General features: G+C 59.7%; 18 protein-coding genes. 4 read left to right on the plus strand and 14 right to left on the minus strand.

The window, feature by feature from the left end:
* Window positions 1-5: 5 nt before the first annotated feature.
* From JQC81_RS21340 to wrbA, 11 genes are all read right to left on the minus strand, one after another.
* On the minus strand, window positions 6-905 hold the full coding sequence (locus JQC81_RS21340) for a sigma-70 family RNA polymerase sigma factor (RefSeq protein WP_203273776.1): 900 nt from the start codon (window positions 903-905) through the stop codon (window positions 6-8).
* The gene (locus JQC81_RS21345; protein WP_203273777.1) at window positions 892-1,356 is read right to left on the minus strand and encodes a carboxymuconolactone decarboxylase family protein; all 465 of its coding nucleotides are present in this window, start codon (window positions 1,354-1,356) and stop codon (window positions 892-894) included. The genes JQC81_RS21340 and JQC81_RS21345 overlap by 14 nt, the downstream gene beginning before the upstream one ends.
* Before the next feature lie 699 nt (window positions 1,357-2,055).
* A complete protein-coding gene (gene gap, locus JQC81_RS21350; protein WP_203273778.1) occupies window positions 2,056-3,087 on the minus strand; it encodes a type I glyceraldehyde-3-phosphate dehydrogenase in 1,032 nt (343 codons plus the stop codon).
* 108 nt (window positions 3,088-3,195) lie between these two features.
* A complete protein-coding gene (locus JQC81_RS21355) occupies window positions 3,196-3,564 on the minus strand; it encodes a VOC family protein (RefSeq protein WP_203273779.1) in 369 nt (122 codons plus the stop codon).
* A 182-nt stretch (window positions 3,565-3,746) separates the two neighbouring features.
* Window positions 3,747-4,196, minus strand: coding sequence for a DUF1772 domain-containing protein (locus JQC81_RS21360; protein WP_203273780.1), 450 nt, complete (start codon window positions 4,194-4,196; stop codon window positions 3,747-3,749).
* Window positions 4,196-5,458 (minus strand): glycosyltransferase, encoded by a 1,263-nt coding sequence (locus JQC81_RS21365; protein WP_203273781.1) that lies wholly within the window; start codon window positions 5,456-5,458, stop codon window positions 4,196-4,198. The genes JQC81_RS21360 and JQC81_RS21365 overlap by 1 nt, the downstream gene beginning before the upstream one ends.
* Window positions 5,459-5,466: 8 nt before the next feature.
* Complete coding sequence (locus JQC81_RS21370) at window positions 5,467-6,030, minus strand: AAA family ATPase (RefSeq protein WP_203273782.1); 564 nt, start codon at window positions 6,028-6,030, stop codon at window positions 5,467-5,469.
* 35 nt (window positions 6,031-6,065) lie between these two features.
* Entirely contained in the window at window positions 6,066-6,419 is a 354-nt protein-coding gene (locus JQC81_RS21375) for a hypothetical protein (protein WP_203273783.1), read from the minus strand.
* Window positions 6,420-6,541: 122 nt separating this feature from the next.
* The gene (locus tag JQC81_RS21380) at window positions 6,542-7,186 is read right to left on the minus strand and encodes an MBL fold metallo-hydrolase (protein ID WP_203273784.1); all 645 of its coding nucleotides are present in this window, start codon (window positions 7,184-7,186) and stop codon (window positions 6,542-6,544) included.
* A 23-nt stretch (window positions 7,187-7,209) separates the two neighbouring features.
* Window positions 7,210-8,409, minus strand: a complete 1,200-nt coding sequence (locus JQC81_RS21385; protein ID WP_203273785.1) for an MFS transporter — start codon at window positions 8,407-8,409, stop codon at window positions 7,210-7,212.
* On the minus strand, window positions 8,409-9,035 hold the full coding sequence (wrbA, locus tag JQC81_RS21390) for an NAD(P)H:quinone oxidoreductase (RefSeq protein WP_203273786.1): 627 nt from the start codon (window positions 9,033-9,035) through the stop codon (window positions 8,409-8,411). Before wrbA ends, JQC81_RS21385 begins: the two co-directional genes overlap by 1 nt.
* 104 nt (window positions 9,036-9,139) lie before the next feature.
* Between wrbA and JQC81_RS21395 the strand changes: the two genes are divergently transcribed.
* From JQC81_RS21395 to JQC81_RS21405, 3 genes are all read left to right on the plus strand, one after another.
* Window positions 9,140-10,051: a LysR family transcriptional regulator gene (locus JQC81_RS21395; RefSeq protein WP_203273787.1), complete on the plus strand. Its 912-nt coding sequence runs from the start codon at window positions 9,140-9,142 to the stop codon at window positions 10,049-10,051.
* 484 nt (window positions 10,052-10,535) lie between these two features.
* A complete protein-coding gene (locus tag JQC81_RS21400) occupies window positions 10,536-11,705 on the plus strand; it encodes an MFS transporter (protein ID WP_203273788.1) in 1,170 nt (389 codons plus the stop codon).
* 123 nt (window positions 11,706-11,828) lie between these two features.
* On the plus strand, window positions 11,829-12,233 hold the full coding sequence (locus JQC81_RS21405; protein ID WP_203273789.1) for a VOC family protein: 405 nt from the start codon (window positions 11,829-11,831) through the stop codon (window positions 12,231-12,233).
* 651 nt (window positions 12,234-12,884) lie between these two features.
* Here the strand turns inward: JQC81_RS21405 and JQC81_RS21410 are convergent.
* Both JQC81_RS21410 and JQC81_RS21415 read right to left on the minus strand, forming a co-directional pair.
* Window positions 12,885-13,556, minus strand: coding sequence for a hypothetical protein (locus JQC81_RS21410; protein WP_203273790.1), 672 nt, complete (start codon window positions 13,554-13,556; stop codon window positions 12,885-12,887).
* Window positions 13,553-14,665 (minus strand): MBL fold metallo-hydrolase, encoded by a 1,113-nt coding sequence (locus tag JQC81_RS21415; protein ID WP_203273791.1) that lies wholly within the window; start codon window positions 14,663-14,665, stop codon window positions 13,553-13,555. Before JQC81_RS21415 ends, JQC81_RS21410 begins: the two co-directional genes overlap by 4 nt.
* 654 nt (window positions 14,666-15,319) lie before the next feature.
* On the opposite strand from JQC81_RS21415, the gene JQC81_RS21420 reads away from it, so the two are divergent.
* On the plus strand, window positions 15,320-16,231 hold the full coding sequence (locus tag JQC81_RS21420) for a DUF2971 domain-containing protein (RefSeq protein ID WP_203273792.1): 912 nt from the start codon (window positions 15,320-15,322) through the stop codon (window positions 16,229-16,231).
* 59 nt (window positions 16,232-16,290) lie between these two features.
* Here JQC81_RS21420 and JQC81_RS21425 read toward each other — a convergent pair whose 3' ends face one another.
* A complete protein-coding gene (locus tag JQC81_RS21425; RefSeq protein WP_246520567.1) occupies window positions 16,291-17,346 on the minus strand; it encodes a type I restriction endonuclease in 1,056 nt (351 codons plus the stop codon).
* Window positions 17,347-17,425 lie beyond the last annotated feature (79 nt).

The raw sequence follows: 17,425 nt of genomic DNA on the forward strand, positions 1-17,425 counted from the left end.
GCGCGTCAACGCAGGCGCGCTTCGTTCGGCTTATCGATCAACCGCTCGACGTGCGTCAGCTTGTCAGGGTTTCGTACGGTGTAGTAGGCGATGATCCTGCCGTTCTCGATCACCAGCGCCATGGTCTGAAGATTGCCCCAGTGATCATAGGCGATGTAACCGGGCAGGCCGTCGATCCGCACCGACCAGACCCAGCGCGGCGTCAGTGCTCCGAACTTGGAAGCCAAGCCGGCGAGCATTCGCACAACCCTATCGCGTCCATAGACCGGATTGGTGTGGGTCTTTCTCTTGCCGCCGCCATCGGAGTAGGCCACGACGTTCTCAGCCAGCAGCGCCTGGAGCTGACCAACATCGCCACTGGCAGACGCCATGAAGAAGGCACGGGCGATCGCCTCCCCCTCCTCGTCGCTCACCGGATAGCGGGGACGTTGGGACCGCACATGGGCTCGGGCGCGGGATGCCAGCTGCCGGCAGGCCGCTGCCTCGCGCCCGATCGCTTTGCTGACCTCCTCGAATGGCATGTCGAAGACGTCGTGCAGGAGAAAGGCAGCCCGCTCGAGCGGCGAGAGCCGCTCCAATGCCATCATCAGAGTCAAGGTGATGTCCTCCGGTTCGTCCTCACCCGGGCCGGTCAGTTCGATCAGGGGCTCGGGTAGCCACGAGCCGACATAGCTCTCACGCCGGGCCCGGGCCGACTTCATGCGGTCCAGGCACAGGCGGGTCACCGTACGGCTGAGGAACGCCATCGGGTTGTGCACGTCTTCTCGGTCCGCCTTGCTCCAGCGCAGCCAGGCATCCTGGACCACGTCCTCGGCTTCGGCGAGGGAGCCGAGCATGAGATAGGCGATCCGCAGCAGCCGCGGCCGGGATTCCTCGAAGATCCGGAGTTCCTCACCGGTGGCCATGGGGTGAGCCTCCAACCTCTGGCACGGTGCGGAAGCCGACGACAATCCGGTTCCAGGAGTTGATGGTGGCAATCAGCAGCGTCAGCTTGACCTGCTCCTCCTCGCTGAACTGGGCCTTCATCGCCTCGTAATCAGCATCCGGCGCATGTGTCTCCGGCAGCAGCGTCAGGGCCTCGGTCCAGGCCAGCGCCGCCCGCTCGCGCTCGGAGTAGCAGGGCGCCTCACGCCACGCATTCAGGAGGTAGATCCGCTCCTCGCTCTCGCCATGGGCCCGCGCCTCCTTCGCATGCATGTTGATACAGAAGGCGCAGCCGTTGATCTGGGAGGCGCGGACCTTCACGAGGCCCATCAGGCTCTTTTCCAGCCCGCTGCCGCTCACCTTATGCTCAAGCTCCAGCATGGCCTGCATGAGCTTGGGGGCAGTCGTCATCGGGTTCAGTCTCGGGGTCATGTCACGTTCCTATGGTTGGGGTTCCGCGATCTGGACGAGGCCGATCTGCCCATTGTGACATGTTTCGACATCAAATTGCGGTGCCCCACGACATCCAAACAAGGCACTATCTCGACTGTTCGGCGGGGATGTTGGTCAGACATCAAAGTGCCGAACACCCGCCTGGTGGGAGATCACGGCCGATGTCAGAGGATGTGACCTCCCTGAGTTCTTGAACTGGGTGCAAGCATGTGGGCTCCTCATCTTGGTTGACTTGGCATCAGGGAAGCTTTGATCACTCCTTGTGAGCGTGATCGATTCCGATGTCGCGACGCAGATGTACATTGAGGTTATGAACACAACTCCGGCGGTGTTCGCGGTGCTTGAAGAACCGGATCTGGCGCCAGCGCAAAGCAAAGTATCGAAGGACGAGGGTGGTCATGTCTGCCAATCATGGTTGAGGTGTTGAAGAAGGCCTCTCAAGCAGTCCACAATCGACGGTCGAAGGACTTGGGACGCTTAGGATCATCCACTTCGACGAAGCGAGATACGTGATTGTGACAGGCAATCCCGGGGGATCTGTCGGGCACTCGTTTTATACTTGTCTATATCGGTGAACTGGCGCTCGCCGGCTTCTGCCAAATCAGCCTCTACCAGGCCGTAAACCGGCACTGGAAAAACGCCTGTGCTTCGAGTTTGGGACAGAACCGAACAAAACCATCAGTGGCTTCGCCTGTCGCGGTTCTGTCCCATGCGTGCGATATGAGCCGCCAGATCCAAACACCGGGCGGCATAGCCCCATTCGTTGTCGTACCAGGCAATGAGCTTGGTCAACCCGCCCTCCGTCTGCATGCCGGCGAGCGCGTCGAAGATCGACGAATGCGGATTACCGCGCATGTCGGTCGATACGATGGGCTCGTCGCAATAGGCGAGAATGCCCTGATACGCACCCGCTGCTGCCTCCCGAATGGCCTCGCAGATCTCGGCGTAGGATGGTTTGGTACGCAGCCGGCATGTGAGATCTATCATCGATACGTCGGACACCGGCACGCGAACCGCCATGCCGTTGATCCGTCCATTCAGTTCGGGAACCACCTTGCCGACCATGCGCGCCGCACCGGTCGTAGCCGGAATGATATTATCGAGGATGCCACGCCCGAAACGCCAATCCTTTCGCGCCACACCATCGACCGTGTTCTGACTCGAAGTCGTCGCGTGAACTGTCAGCATCAGCGCTTCTTCAAGGCCGAAGGCATCGTTCAACGCTTTGGCCAGCGGCGCGACACAATTAGTCGTGCACGAGGCGTTTGAAACAATACTTTCACCGGCATAGTCGGTCGCGTTGACACCCATCACGAAAACTGGTGTGTCGTCCTCCGGCGGTGCCGAGAGCAGTACCTGACCAGCGCCAGCAGCGAGGTGTTCTAGCGCCACCTCCTTTGTCAGGAAGCGGCCAGTTGACTCGATAACCAAATCGACACCCACCTCGTCCCAACCGATCGCACTCGGTTCCTGTTCGCTGAAGGCCCTGACCTTGACGCCACTGATATTAAGCGCGTCCTCCGCGGGGAATACGCTGCCCCTGAAGCCGCCATGCACGCTGTCGTATTTGAGGAGGTAAGCGAGATGATCGGTTGGCAGCAGGTCGTTGACCGCGACGATCTCGATGTCATCGCGCCCCATCGCGGCCCGTAGAACGGTCCGGCCAATGCGGCCGAACCCGTTAATGCCGATGCGGATTTTATCAGTCATTGATTGCCCTATTTGCCGGGGCGGACACAAGCTGCCTGTAGATGGTTTCTGATGTTTCAGTCGTCACAAGAGGCACCTCACTCGTGCAGTCTGTAGTGAGAGGAAGGGCTACGCGTCGGGTTCGTGGCAAACCATCTCGATGTTGTGCCCGTCCGGGTCAATGGCGAAGGCGGCATAGTAATTGGCGTGGTAGTGCGGGCGCACACCAGGCCCGCCATTGTCTTTGCCACCCGCCTCCAGAGCGGCCTGATAGAACGCATCGACCTGCTGACGAGTCTCGGCCGTGAATGCCAAGTGAAGATGCGCCGGTTTCTCCTCCGTTTGGTACAGGCACAATGAAGCCTTACCTTTTGGGCTAAACTCGATACCCAACGGCCTCTCCGCGATGACAGCTACACCAAGCGGTTCGAGGGCCTTGAGGTAGAACGCTTTGCTCGCGGCAAAGTCTCTGACTCCGAACTTGACGTGGTCAAACATGAGTTCTCCTGAAGTGTGTGGTCCTGCGTGAGGCCCATGCCCGCTGATGTACATCAGCGGGCTTAGGGGCACAGAATTGATCCATGTGGCTCCGAGGTAGGCGCCTGACAGCGACTGTGCATTGCCCTGCTATGCCGCCGACAGGTGCTGCGCTGAGTTAGTCTCATTTGCTGTGCCATGTCTCATTTACTTAGGGATTGTCCAATGATTGCGCGGCAAGTCGCAAGTAGCGCCGCGAAGACGAGCAATGCGTTAACGGCATGGCCATACTCCCAATGACGCCGAAGTTCCTGCCAGTTGTCCGGCACCTGCGTCCAATTCGCTGTTGCTTGGTTGGCCGGGAAAACCCAGACAAAGAAGACGCCGAGGCTTGCGACTATCAGCATGGCCGAGATCAGCGCCGCTCGCGCTGAAGCACGATTTCGCCTGTGCTCCGCCACGAACAGTGCTCCATTGAAGACAATCGCTGCGATGATCGGAATGGCGAACCAGGCCCAGCCGGCATAGATTGCCTGGACTGTAAAATACGCCTCGCGATCAAGTCCGATCTTACCGGGCATCTCGAACAAGTGCGCCCCGCTGGGCACCAGGACCACAGCTGTCAGGGCAAGCGTCAGCAGTCTGAGAAACATCAAACAACCTCCTGGCTTGGCAGTTTTCCGGCGGCCCTGCGCTCGATGAACCCCACGGCGGTCGCGACGCCGTCCTCATTCCTGATCGCAGCACCCAAGGCCGCTGCTCGACTGCACATGATCGGGTCATCCGTCGCCATGATAGCCGCGGCCAGAGCGTCGACTGTCAGGGAATTCCGATCGAGGGGTGCCGGCCCAACGCCGAGTTCCGCGACGCGCCTGCCCCAGAATGGCTGGTCACCGAAGAACGAACAAACCGCGGTAGGCTTGCTCGCACGCAACGAGGCCGCGGTTGTTCCCGCGCCGCCGTGATGGATGGTCGCCGCGACCCGAGGGAACAGCCGATCGTGCGGGGCTCCCGCTATGACATGGACGTTGTCAGGCGTGCTTTCCGCTCCAAGCGCACCGCCGCCGGTCGCCAGCAACCCGCGCTTGCCGGTCTTTGCCAATGCCTCGACGACGGTCGCCGTAATGCCTTGCGGATCAAGGCCAGGCATACTGCCGAAGCCAACATAGACTGGCGGCTCGCCCGCCTCAAGGAAGGCTGCAAGGGCCGCGGAGGGCTGCCATTCCTCTCCGTCGAGGAACCAGTACCCACTAACGAGGACGTCGTTACCCCAATCAGGGGGGACCGGGACAACCTGCGGGCTGTAGGCATAGAGCGTACCTGACCGCGATCTGGCAGAGGAGCGGCGGCGAGCCAGGTCGAGCACCTGCTCCCGCCACGCGCCGACCAACTTCCCGAACAGCAACTCCGATCCCCGGATGACCAGGGTATGGCTGGCCCGGTTAAGCGGCCCCAAGGACGCGAACGGCAACATCGGGGACGGAAAGGTCGCGGTCGGCGTAAACCCCGGCAACGGGGATGCCAGGAAGTAGGAACATCCAAGCGCTTCGGCCATGTGGGGTGCTGCAAGCGACTTGGGATGGCCGACGATGACATCCGGCGCGAAAGCCCTGACAGCCGCCCATTCCGCGTCCAGCAGGGACCGCATCAACGGACGCACATGCTTGAGTAGCTTGAGCCCGGCGCCAAAGCCCTGGCTGCCCGCGAGTGCGGCTTTGCCTTCAGGCGTATCGATCAGCGCCAGGAACTCGCCGGGAAGCGGTGCAAACGCGATGTCGTGCCCGGTGATCATCGCCTCAAACTGGACAGGAGCCGCGATCTGCACCTCGTGCCCGCGCTCAATCAGCCCGAGGGCCAGTGCGATGTAGGGTTGGACGTCGCCTCTCGTTCCGAGGGTCTGGATCGCCACACGCATAGTGCCCCTCAATGCGAAGCCTCAAGGTTTCTCAAGGATTCGGAGCCGAGCAAAGCCCGCTCGATAAGATCGGCACGTTCCGAAACACTGACCGTGGGGAGGACGGAGACTTCGTAACCAAGCGCCAGATAGGCTTTCGACAGGCGAAAATACTCCGCTTCCGCATCCTCAATACCGTGACGCCGCTCCGGATCATTTCTGTAGATCTCGGGCCAAGGCGGCGTCAGAAAGACCATTCGGTGATAGCGGTGCTCCTGAGCGAGTGCGGCCAGAGCCGGTTCACCCGTCAGGTGCTGGAGCGCCGCGGCAGCATCAACCAAGCCCCTGTCGAAGAACACCCACCCACTTAGAGCGGCTGCTGATGCTCGGTCCTCAAGGGCCACAGCAATGGCACGACGCGCGAATGCAGCCGCGTCAATCCAGGGAAGCGCCAATCCGCCGTCTTGCAACTCTTGCTTGACGATCCGCCGGCCTGGTTCCTCTACAATGGAGTGGCCGCGCCTGCAGAGTTCGGCGAGCAATGTGGACTTTCCCCCGCCCGAACAGCCGGAAATGACGACAAATTGCTCCATTTGCTCCTGTCTCCGCGTTCTGTTGCCAACCCAAGTTAGTGAAGGCCCTCTCGGGAGTCGCGCCCGACGTCCATCACAAGCGTCACGATTGACTCGAGCTCATCGTCGTCGAATTCAAAGCAGCCGCAGCTATCGAGAATCCTGCCACTGGCATGGCAATAGATCTCCAACCAGAAGGGCGGCGTCCCGGCAGGGGCATCATGCCGGGTTGTCTCGGTCAGACGCACCTCACGAGCGCCCAGCCAACCCACTGTGGTGACCCGGCACCCGCCAACCTGCGGTGTGAACAGAAGGCCGATATAGGCACAAATAATCCGTTGTTCGATCAGGTCCGGACAGAGCTCAAGGGTGCGAAAGCCAAGCTTCTGCTGAGCACGGGCAAGCATCATTCCATTCTCCAAAAAATCAAAAATGATGAACGCGACTAAGGCCCTGAGACGAGATCCAGACGACCGGTGTGACAAGGTGCGTGACTTTTTTGGCTTCGGATGAGAACGAGCCAAGAACACCCTCAGGCTGCTTCTCCCCGCTCGAGACGCTCGGCAATCGCAGCAACGCGTCTGCGGATCTCTGCGCGATCCCTCACCTGGTAGGCGGGTCCACGCGCCATACTGGGGACAATAACATCGAATTCCAGTTGGCTGATCAGAGCGAGCGACTGGAGGTAGGCCGCTCGATCGCTCACCCTGAGTACGGCCGCAACCCACTCCCCATCCTTGAGATAGATGGTGTCGCCGGTGAACAGATAGCGCCGTTGCCCGTCATCCCCGAGGAAGCAGGTTGAGCCCTCCGTATGCCCCGGCGTCGGGATCACCTCGAAATCAGGAAAATGGAACTCGCGCTGTTCGAACGTGCCACCGACATGGCAGATTGCGGCAATTGCAGGTTCCTCCAGCTTTGGCACGAACAGGCGGGCCGCGAAACGATCCGAGACCCAGTTGCAGGATGTCATCGCCTGGTGCCGGTGATTGAGGTACTGGCGCATGACTCCGCCCTGGCTCAGAAGGGTGTCAGCCTCCTCTTTCAGCCGTCCGGAGCTGTAGATCAGGAGATTGCCGTCTCGTCGCCGCAGCAGAAAGGCTCGGCCCTGGAAGGTTGGAGCAAAGCTCAGTGTCTCCGTTCCAACCGCATAGAGATGATCGAACATGTACTCCATGGATTTTCTCCTCATCCTCACCGTCAGCGGCTTCGGCGGTCGCTGAAGTCGATGGCGAGCGCGGTGATGGCGGCAATCACGCCTGCAATCAGGACGATCCCAGCGGCCGCCACCCAGCTGTAGGCTTCGGTTGCACCGCCGACTGCGACAGGACCGATTACCTGACCCAGATTGCTGCCCTGCATCACCAGGCCGATGACCACTGGGGCGAGCGCCGGGGACCATGCAAGCAGCGGCGCTGACGAGATCAGGGTGGCCGGGATCATACCGCCAATGCCGGAGAACAGGACGCACAGCAGGAACGTGGGCGTGTCAGCAAAGAACGGCAGGAAAATCCCCGGGCTGACGAGGCCCATGATCAGGTACGCCCCAGCGAGGAGCGCAGGGCGACTGATGCCGCGCGCCAGCAGGTAGCCCGCCGCGAGGTTGCCGATGATGTTCGCGCCGGTGGCAACGGAACTGAGCAGCCCGGCGGTACCATGTGCGATCGCCATCTGCTCCATCAGCAGCACCGGGAGAAAGCTGAACAGGGCGAAGAACATCAGGCTGTAGGAGGCAAAACACGCCGCCAGGAGAATGGGCTCCCTGCTTGTCAGCACGCGCAGGCTATCGGACGCCGCGCTCCTCCACGAGACTGACACGCGTGCGGTTGCAGCCGGGACGATCGCCAGCCCTGCCACGATGGCTGCTGCCGCCAGACCAGCATTGCCCCACCAGAGCATGCGCCAGTCGCTGAACAGCGGTCCAGCGACCATGGCAAGCGCCACGCCGGCCGGCATGAAACAACTCCACAGGGCAAAGGCGAGATCGCGCTGCCCGGATTGCACCACCCGGTGGAGGATGGCAGGGCCGGCGACGGTGACCAGAAGAAAGCCGAAGCCTTCCAGGACCCGCGAGGCTAGGAGCACGGGGAACCCTGGCGCCGTCGCGCCGATGACGGTGCCCAGAACGATTGCCCCAAGGCCGAGGATCAGCATCCGACGGTCACCGGCGGCGGTGACCAGCGCTCCAGCGGGAATACCGCCGACAAGCCCAAGAACGGCGAAGATCCCCGTCAGCCAGCCGGCCGCCGCGAGATCAAGACCCATATCCGACTGCAGCATTGGCGTGGCGATGGCCGCCTTGCCAACCTGCAGGGCAGTGACAATGCCAGCCCCCACCACGACGCCAACGACACCCCAGTGGGTGTGGTGCAGGGTTCGGGCGTAAGCTGCGGTGGCCATCAGGCCGCCTCCTTCAGCCGGGCTGCGGCCAGGGCGCGAGCGATCTCGGCCACGTGGTAGCCCTGAAAGCTTGCCCCTTCCAGTTCGTTGGCGCTGGGCTGGCGATCCCCGCCGTTGCCGTCATCGGCCAGTGTCGAGGCGCCGTAGGGCGAGCCGCCGGTGATCTCGTCCATCCGGCTCTGGCCCTTGAAGGTGTACGGCAGTCCGACCACCACCATGCCGAGATGGAACAGAACGGTATGGACAGACAGGATCGTGCTTTCCTGGCCCCCATGCTGGCTGCCGGTGGAGGTGAAGACACTGCCGACCTTGCCTACGAGCTTGTTCTCGAACCACAGGCCTCCGCACTGGTCGAGGAAGTTCTTCATTTGCGAGGCCATGTTCCCGAAGCGCGTGGGCGTGCCGACGATGATCGCGTCGTAGTCGGGCAGCTCCGCAACGGTCGCGATCTCGGCCGGCTGATCGCGCTTGTACCCGGCCCTCTCGGCGACGTGACCCGGGACGAGTTCCGGCACGCGCTTGATCACGGCGATGGCTCCAGCGTCCCGCACACCGTCGGCAACGGCTTGGGCCATGGTCTCGATGTGGCCGTAGGACGAGTAGTACAGCACCAGCACCTTCGTCATTGCTCTTCCTCTGCTGCTTCTCGGGTGAGTTGCGGGAAGAATACGCCTGTGCTTGATGTGCGGAAGAGAGATAAGATCGATGGGTTTGATCGATTGGATAGATCATGCTGGATGTGTTGACGCTGGATCAACTACGGATCTTCGTGACGGTGGCGGAAAGCGGCAGCTTCCGCTCGGGCGCTGCACGGCTGTCGCGGGTCCAGTCCGCGGTCAGCCATGCGATCGCCAATTTGGAAGCTGAACTCGGGGTAGCATTGTTTGATCGCGCTGGGCACCGCCCGGTGCTGACCCCTGAAGGGCAGGCTCTGTTGGCTAACGCCCGTGACATTCTCCTCAGGGTCGATGCGATGCGGGCCCGTGCCCGCAGTATCGGCGAGGGGGTGGAACTCGAACTCTCCCTGACTGTCGACACCCTGTTTCCCATTGCGGCTGTCGGAGCTGCGCTGGCCGAGATGCGAATTGCGTATCCCACGGTCTCCATCCGCTTGGCGGTCGAGCCGCTGGGCGGTCCCATTGCGTCGCTGGTTGAGAAGCGCAGCACGCTGGCCATCCTGGTTGGGGAGGACTTCCGCGATCCGCGGATTGCCCTTGAGGCCATCGGGTCCATCGAGCAGGTGGCTGTCGTCTCATCCAGGCATCCGTTGGCACTGCGCCCGAAAGGTGATGCAATCAGCGTGTCCGATCTGGCCGACCACCTCCAGATCGTTTTGTCTGATCCAACGCCCTTATCGGAGGGGCGCAGCTTCGGCGTCCTCTCGCCTCAGACCTGTCGCGTCGGCAGCCAGGACACCAAGCATGCCATGATCCTGGCGGGCCTTGGGTGGGGACGCCTGCCGGTGTGGCAGGTGGAGCGTGACATCCGCGAGGGCCGTTTGACGCGCCTCGCCACCAACACACTTGGCCGGAAGGGGCAGCTGACCTCGGAGGCCTATGTCGCCCATCGCCTGGATGAGCCGCTCGGGCCGGCTGCCCAGGTCTTCCGCCGCGCATTGCTGCAGGCTCTGGTGCCGCGTTGATGCAACGATCGGCAAGGGTGTTGACCGACACCAGGTGGGCCAACGAGGTAGATGATGGTGTTGGAAAGAGCCTCGGACATACTTTGCAACTCCGCTTCTGCCAGAAGATTGTAAGCCGCCAATGCCCAATTGCTAAGCTATAACCCCGCGCCCGGGTTCTGAGTTCGACACTTTGTGTCTGGAACACCGGTGTGTGCGGATGCGCTTTCCGCGATGCTTTGCGCCGACCAGATAAATAGGGGCTTGTCTCGACGCCCTGATCTCGGTATTTAATCCCAATGTCTTTGATCCAGAACATTGCTGCCGCCAATGTTCCGTGCGCCGGTCGCCCGGCTGGCGCGTTCCCTATGTGCGTCTCCGGATAGCAGCGGGACTCGGCTAGGCCGTCCTCTCCCGCCCGGAGACGATGCAACAAGCGGCCTTCCTGACATCAAAGACAGTTTCGATCATGCTCGCATCTTCTCGAGATCGGCGGGAAGGTCCAATGATCGTCTCCCGTCGTGGAATCATCTTCTCCATGATGATGCTCTGCGCGGTCCTGTCCCTGGCAGGAACCGACCTCATCCTGCCGGCCGTGCCTGCGCTGCCGGCGATCTTTGCGACAAGCGAGGCCACGGCTCAGCTTGTGCTGGCCTCCTATGTCGCCGGGACGGCCATAGGGCTCTTGCTCTTCGGGGCCTTGGCGGATCGCCTGACTCCGCGAACTCTGGTCGTGTCCTCGCTCGTTGTTTTTGCGATGGCATCGATGGCTTGCGCCCTCTCACCGAGTATTTGGGCACTAATCGTGCTGCGCTTTGTTCAGGGCGCCGCATCGGCAGCCGCACCTGTCTTCGGGCCTGCCATCATCAGACAGATCTTCAGCGAAAAGGCCGGCGTTCGCGCCATTGGCTTTCTCGGCAGCGTCGAGTCCCTCGTTCCTGCCCTCGCGCCGATCCTCGGCCTCTTTCTCCTCGCCAGGTTCGGGTGGCAAAGCTCGTTCGAGCTTGTAGGTGTCGTTGCGATCGTCGCGGCAGCGCTGATCTTCGTGCTGGGTCTGCCGCGACAGCCGAAGGCGGATGGTGCGCAGGGTAGCTACGGTGCGCTCCTCCTCGACCCGGTGTTCATGCGATATGCCCTGTCACAGGCGATGACACTGGCCGGCTTGCTTGTCTTCGTCTTCGGCGCCCCGGCCGTGATTGTGGGGACCATGGGCGGCACCCTGCATCACTTCATTGCCATGCAGGTGAGCGGCGTCCTCGGCTTCATCGTTGCGGCCAATCTGACTTCTCGATGCGCCGAGCGCTGGGGCACCGAGCGCATCATCTATCTCGGGACGGCCATGTCCCTGGCCAGCGCCGTAACGATCCTGGCCTATGCTCTCGCCGGCGGGAACGACAGCGCACTGCTCCCGGCATTGTTCCTGCCCATGAACGTCGGCCTGGGACTTCGTGGCCCGCTCGGGTTCTATCGCGGGATCGTTGCGTCCGGCACCAACAGCGCTCGTGGCTCGGCTCTGATCGTCTTCTTCATTCTGGCCGCGACCAGTCTGGGCACAATGGTCGCCGCGCCTTTTATCAACCAGGGTTTGGGGGCCCTCAGCGCGGTGACCTGCGGGATCCATGCCTTGTCTGTCGGCTTGCTTCTGCTGCTGCCCGAAATGCCGGAGCCGAATTGAAAAGATGGGAGGCGGCTCGGGAACACTCGGACCGTCTCGCCACGACACTCATAGGCTAACTCGGAGCCAGTCGAAATCGAAACCTCCCGATTCAACGGGATATGTCTTACAAAGGGGATCAAGTTGAAGCAGAGCATCGCGCATATCGCTCTCGTGGTTCGCGAGTACGATGAGGCCATCGACTTTTACGTCAACAAGCTCCGGTTTGAGCTGGTCGAGGACACGTACCAGCCGGAGCAGGACAAGCGTTGGGTTGTCGTACGCCCCCAAGGCGACGGAACGACGTCGTTGCTTCTGGCGCGCGCCTCCACTCCCCACCAGGAGACATTCATCGGCAACCAGGCTGGTGGCCGCGTTTTCCTGTTCCTTCGGACTGATGACTTTCAGAGGGATTACGCTGCGATGATTGAGCAGGGCATCAAGTTCGTTCGCGAGCCAAAGAGGGCTCCCTACGGCATCGTCGCTGTGTTCGAGGATCTGTACGGCAGCCTGTGGGATCTCGTTCAATTCACGGATGATCGGGATTGAGCGTCCTGCAGACAGGATCTCCCAAAAACGGAAACTACGGAACGTGGCGTTCAAAATCAGAGCGCCTCCGTAGACTGGTGAGACGGTCAGCGAAAGGGCAGCACTGGGTCAGAACGAGCCGAAGAGCCGATCTATCGGAAGGTCCGCTTACCTCGAGGAACCAGACGTTCGCTCTTAAGACTGGTACCACACCCTTTGAGTCGAGCTTTTCTGTGAAACGGATCCCGAAGAGTCAGTCTTTTTTGAAACAAGGGTCAGTCTTTTGATGGCGCTGCCACAGGGAGATAGCCTGATTTTGAGTCAGACATTTAGTTTTCGGAACATGTCCCGACAAGCATATAGACCCTAAAAACAGGCATATAGACTGCTTTCGAAAGGCAATTAGACTGACCTTTTGCATTTTCAGGCCCCACAGCTCACACCTGTAGGGCCTCTTTGTTGAGGGGAGCGCCGTTTGGGAGCTGGTGTGATAGGCGACGTTGTTGAGCCGCATCGCGAGTTTTATCCATGCCAATGGATGGGCAGTCGCTCAAGACTTGCGCCATGCTCGCGCGGTGGACCGTTAAGTAAATACGGCGTAACCAAAACCAAATAAGGCGATGCAGCTTAACAAACTGCGTCGCTTTTCTAGAACCAAGCGGCGGCGAACGGCTAGCTGGTTGCCTTCGTTAGTGCCCGGGCAGCCTTGGCAGCTTTGCGGGCAAGCACGGTCGTCACGAACCGGACGCCGTATGTCGCGGCAGCCTGCCGGACGATCACGAATTGAAGCAGCAGGCACGCGCAGTATGTGAGCGCCACCTTCGTTGCATCGACGAGGAAAAAGGATGCGGTCCCGAACCCGATCAAGAACAAAAAGGCGAAAGCGCTATAGTCGCGGGTGAATAGGAACTCCCGGTGGATCTGAGCGATGGCTGGATCCGTCTCCATCTCTTTGTAGATACGATACCAGGCACGATTTTCGTCCTCTGGCGTCGCGGGCATCTTGTTGCCCATGGACTTCTTCAAGCGGGCAAGATCGATCCGCGGGTCGGCGAGGGCATATTTGCTGAACGCCCGGTGGCCTGGAAGCGCATGGTTCCACCGCAAGAACACCAGTCGAGCCTTCATCCCGGCATCTAGCAGACCGTTCGCAATAGACGTTACTATGAGGGCAAGCCCGACCGGCAGGAGATTGGCGGCGCCTGTTATGAAGCCCTTAAGCCCAATAGACATGAACGCATCGGATTGGGCAACGGCATAGAAGACGGCGAAATTCCCCGCGATCGTGAGCCAAAGCGGCCAGCGGTTATGATCCTTGAGGGACTTAGGAGGCACTGCCCTCATGTGTATTCCTCAACGCGGTCATAGAAAGGCAACTCTTGCGCATCGCCGTAGCCGTTGCGCTTTGAAAATCCTCCGTAGTGGACTTTGCCCCTGCCCTGCGTGGCGTGGACGCGACCGCCCCGTCGCTTGAAGGCGTTGAGCACGATCAGCCGCGGGTGGGTTGCATCGTCCTCCGGCGCTGACACAAACGCCGTGAACCGTGGAGTTGCATCCTTTCGCTGGGGCGGACCGAGAAGCCTTGTCAGAACGGACGGCCCCACATTTCGCCGGCTGCCATGGTGTGGAATCTGGACGAATGAAAACTGCTGCAGGGGCAAGCCGATAGACTCGGCGTAATAGGCCGCCCAATGAAGGCCATTCACGCCAGCGTCGCCGGTCAGAAGCACACGCTGGCCGTTGTCGAATGCGCCGTAAAGGATAACGCTTGACTCGTTGCTTGCGCTCGTGATGCCACCGTCCTGCAAACGCTCATGTTCCCAGGTTTCCGTAGTCCAGCTTTGGACCGCGCCCCGTGCTGCTTCGAAGAGCTTCTGAGCGAGCGTTTCCTTACCGAGCCACATATGCACGCCCCCGATCGCTGCTTGGTCGGGATCGGGAGTCCTATCAAATTGCGGCAGGAGGTAGTTGTAGACCTCCCTGCTCGGCGAGCAGACCCGGAACGGACCGATATCCGCGCCCTGGAAGGCAGCGTTAATCGTGCAGCCGGCGGCCTGTGCTAAGTTCACGATTTCGGCGACGATATCGTATTCCCTCTTTATCGCTGCCTCGAGCCCAACGACTGTCCAACGCTTATTGGCGAACAAGTGGACAGTTTCGGTCGCATGCGCCCACGGGATATGAAGCCACAGATTCCGAACCGGAATCTCCTTTAGAACAGTCCTCAGACCGGACGCGTGGTCCCCATCGGAATGGGTCAGAACCACATGCTCCAGCACGGGAGTAGGACCGAAATGCTTCCGCAGATGCGCGACTATTTCGTCGCCCGTCGCTGCATGGCCGCCGTCGACCAGCATCAACCGATATTCGTGTTCGTATCCATAGCGTAGGATGATGGCGTCACCCGCCTTCGATCCCGTGCCGACGGGTAGAAACTCAATCTCACAATTCATGGATGTACCCCCAGCACGAAATACACCGGCGTTTGCCATTGTTACAAGGTGGCCATTGCCCTACCCAACCGCATGTATGTGCTGGCTTGGCAACTTTCCACCGACTCGAGTCACGGTTGCACTACGGCCAAGTCGCGGCGTGTCGTCTATCCCGCTGCCGCAGTGGTTGGGATTGTCGCTTCCGCGGATCGCACCCACTCCTTGGCTATCCAGCCTGCTGAATCTGATCGCAAGCCCAGCGGACAAGGACAGACGTACGCGCCTCGAACAACGATCAACTGCCCCGGTTGTGGGCCGGCACAAACCATGGGCTAGCAACGACATCACTACCGCATCACCTAAGAACGTGAACATTCGTTTCCCAAGCTTGAGGTCCGCACAATCGGACGTAACCACCCTGTCCTGCTTATGAAGGCGGATAGGGGAAAGCCGATGTAAAGGCCTGTGTCTGGTTTGAAGGTCCGGCTCTTGCTTGGCCGGCTGAGAACGCGAAAACAGCAGAGGCAGCCAAACATAAGGCAACACTGATACACCTCTACTTAGGATTATAATCTAAACACAACTGCCAAGCTTGCCTTTAGCGCCGGCTTGGGTCTCCCTCTACTTGGCAAGATGCGTTATTTACGCTGACCCTCCCCTATTGCTGCGCCCATCATGTCTGAGTCTGAACTCGCCCCGCCTCAGCCTGTAGCCAACCTTTATAAGTACATGGGCTATGATCTCGGGCACATTGTCTTAGAGAACCGAACGCTCCGCTGGTCCACGCCTGGCACACTGAATGATCCGTATGACATGCAGTTCGGCCTACGGATCGAGATCGACCCCGCTGATGTAAAGGCTCGAGCTCTCGAAAAGCTATGGGAGCAGCATTACGGCGAGGCTGCCTTGCCGGCCGGTAACAAGTTGGGCTCGTTCATCAAAGCAGTCCGCGGAATTTTCCCTCGATTGTCGAGAGAAGAGTTCGATCAGGAAATCGGGGAGGCTATCGATCAGACTTTGGGGCAGATGAAACATTCCTTGCCTCCCCTACTAGAGGCGACCCGAGAAATTCTCACTAGTAGCAAGATTCTCTGCTTGAGCTCCAATCCTACTAGCAATCTGATGTGGGCCCATTATGCGGCGAGCCATCAGGGGATCGCCCTCCGATTCCGCGATGCGCCCGACCTCGACAGCCCTTGGAAAATGGCGCGGCCGATAAATTACCTCGCCGACATACCCGTCCTGATCAACGGTGACTTTCTCTCAGACTTTCTTGCGGGCCGAGACGAACTCAAGCCCCGCCCGTTTCTGGACAGGTTGATCTACACCAAATCTGCTGATTGGTCGTATGAGCACGAATGGCGGATCTGGTCTGGATCAGGGCGCAATCCAGAGGCGGCCTTCGAGGATGTTAGGTTCCATCCCCTTGAACTGGATGGTGTAATCCTTGGGTACCGCATGCCTCAGGACAAGCGCCATGCCACGATTGCCTTGGTCCGGCGTCTTTACCCACACGCAGAGATTTTACATGTCGTGCCTTCCGAGCGTCAATTTCAGCTCGCCATTGAGCCGTTGCTATCAGAATGATGTAGCCGAGAGAAAGCCCGCAAGCCGAAGCAAGCGGGCCCCGGGTAAACTATGGTCTTTTAAGGCGCGCTATAAACTTGAGCCGTTGCTCTTAGACGCTCAGCGTGTTCGTAGATCTCATCTAGCGTGTCGATCTTGACCCGCTCTTCCTTCTCTCCATCGAACAAGCCGATGTACTTGACACTCCGGTTAAAATGCAGACGGGCGAGCGGACGTCTATTGTTATCGTCGACTAAGATCCCGCAGTAGCTCTTTTGATCCCGCATCACTACCCGAGCTGGCTTAAGGATATCCCGGATGATCGCGCGCACGATCATGAAGCCTTCCCGCTCTTCCTCCGTCGTCGCAATGATTTCATCAGCCTCAACCGGCGGCGGTTCGGCAGCTACATCGGCCGCTTCCGTATCCGCAAGTGCAGTCGACAACCGTGCCTGCACGGAGTCACGAATGATCTCTCTGAAGGCCGTTTTCACCATTGGCGTGAACTGTTCACGAATAGCGGCCGTGAAACGTCCAAGTTGTAGATTCGCAGTAACAAGACGGACGAAATCTTCCGAAGGTGCCTCCATCAGCGCGACAATCTCCTTCTTGATCGCCGAGGTGTATTTTAGTTGATGGGCGGTCTGCAGGATGTTGTCGATGCTGAACTCGCTCTTAGCAAACTTTTTCAACTCGTGAGTCAGTTGTCCCTGCAGATCGGAGAGGTCGAACGTTAAGAACGGTCTTTCATCAAGCTTGTTGGGCGCCTCAAGGTCTGTGTGGAAATGGAAGGTCCGGCCATTAGTTAGGATCGCAAACCTGGCTTCTGTTACAGAGAAGTACCGGTAAAGCTGTGCGAGGTGGACCTTATCCAAGTTGGTGGAGATTGGTTTGCATTCGATCAATATCCGAATCGCTCCATCAACCTTGATAGCGTAGTCGACCTTTTCGCCTTTCTTCCCGACCGCGTCCGCCGTGTACTCAGGAATGACCTCATGCGGATTGAAGACGTCGTAATCCAAAGCGCTCAAGAATGGCAAAATCACTGCCGTCTTAACGGCCTCCTCAGTGATCATCGCGCTTGAATGAGACTTAACCCTTTCCGCAAGTATGCGGAGCTTTTCTTCTACGCTCATGGAGCCCCCAGTCAATTGATCGGATCAGACGATCATTAGCTACGAAACTCGTCAAGCCAATATAGTCCTAAGGCAAAAA

This window comes from Microvirga arabica (assembly GCF_016811235.1).
GTDB classification, from domain to species: domain Bacteria; phylum Pseudomonadota; class Alphaproteobacteria; order Rhizobiales; family Beijerinckiaceae; genus Microvirga; species Microvirga arabica.

What these genes read in the sequence shown, in the direction of transcription:
- JQC81_RS21420 (WP_203273792.1), top strand. Translation starts at nt 15,320, where the DNA reads ATGTCTGAGTCTGAACTCGCCCCGCCTCAGCCTGTAGCCAACCTTTAT.
- JQC81_RS21365 (WP_203273781.1), bottom strand. Translation starts at nt 5,458, where the DNA reads ATGCGTGTGGCGATCCAGACCCTCGGAACGAGAGGCGACGTCCAACCC.
- wrbA (WP_203273786.1), bottom strand. Translation starts at nt 9,035, where the DNA reads ATGACGAAGGTGCTGGTGCTGTACTACTCGTCCTACGGCCACATCGAG.
- JQC81_RS21415 (WP_203273791.1), bottom strand. Translation starts at nt 14,665, where the DNA reads ATGAATTGTGAGATTGAGTTTCTACCCGTCGGCACGGGATCGAAGGCG.
- JQC81_RS21370 (WP_203273782.1), bottom strand. Translation starts at nt 6,030, where the DNA reads ATGGAGCAATTTGTCGTCATTTCCGGCTGTTCGGGCGGGGGAAAGTCC.
- JQC81_RS21400 (WP_203273788.1), top strand. Translation starts at nt 10,536, where the DNA reads ATGATCGTCTCCCGTCGTGGAATCATCTTCTCCATGATGATGCTCTGC.
- JQC81_RS21340 (WP_203273776.1), bottom strand. Translation starts at nt 905, where the DNA reads ATGGCCACCGGTGAGGAACTCCGGATCTTCGAGGAATCCCGGCCGCGG.
- JQC81_RS21355 (WP_203273779.1), bottom strand. Translation starts at nt 3,564, where the DNA reads ATGTTTGACCACGTCAAGTTCGGAGTCAGAGACTTTGCCGCGAGCAAA.
- JQC81_RS21395 (WP_203273787.1), top strand. Translation starts at nt 9,140, where the DNA reads ATGCTGGATGTGTTGACGCTGGATCAACTACGGATCTTCGTGACGGTG.
- JQC81_RS21375 (WP_203273783.1), bottom strand. Translation starts at nt 6,419, where the DNA reads ATGATGCTTGCCCGTGCTCAGCAGAAGCTTGGCTTTCGCACCCTTGAG.
- JQC81_RS21380 (WP_203273784.1), bottom strand. Translation starts at nt 7,186, where the DNA reads ATGGAGTACATGTTCGATCATCTCTATGCGGTTGGAACGGAGACACTG.
- JQC81_RS21410 (WP_203273790.1), bottom strand. Translation starts at nt 13,556, where the DNA reads ATGAGGGCAGTGCCTCCTAAGTCCCTCAAGGATCATAACCGCTGGCCG.
- gap (WP_203273778.1), bottom strand. Translation starts at nt 3,087, where the DNA reads ATGACTGATAAAATCCGCATCGGCATTAACGGGTTCGGCCGCATTGGC.
- JQC81_RS21385 (WP_203273785.1), bottom strand. Translation starts at nt 8,409, where the DNA reads ATGGCCACCGCAGCTTACGCCCGAACCCTGCACCACACCCACTGGGGT.
- JQC81_RS21345 (WP_203273777.1), bottom strand. Translation starts at nt 1,356, where the DNA reads ATGACCCCGAGACTGAACCCGATGACGACTGCCCCCAAGCTCATGCAG.
- JQC81_RS21360 (WP_203273780.1), bottom strand. Translation starts at nt 4,196, where the DNA reads ATGTTTCTCAGACTGCTGACGCTTGCCCTGACAGCTGTGGTCCTGGTG.
- JQC81_RS21425 (WP_246520567.1), bottom strand. Translation starts at nt 17,346, where the DNA reads ATGAGCGTAGAAGAAAAGCTCCGCATACTTGCGGAAAGGGTTAAGTCT.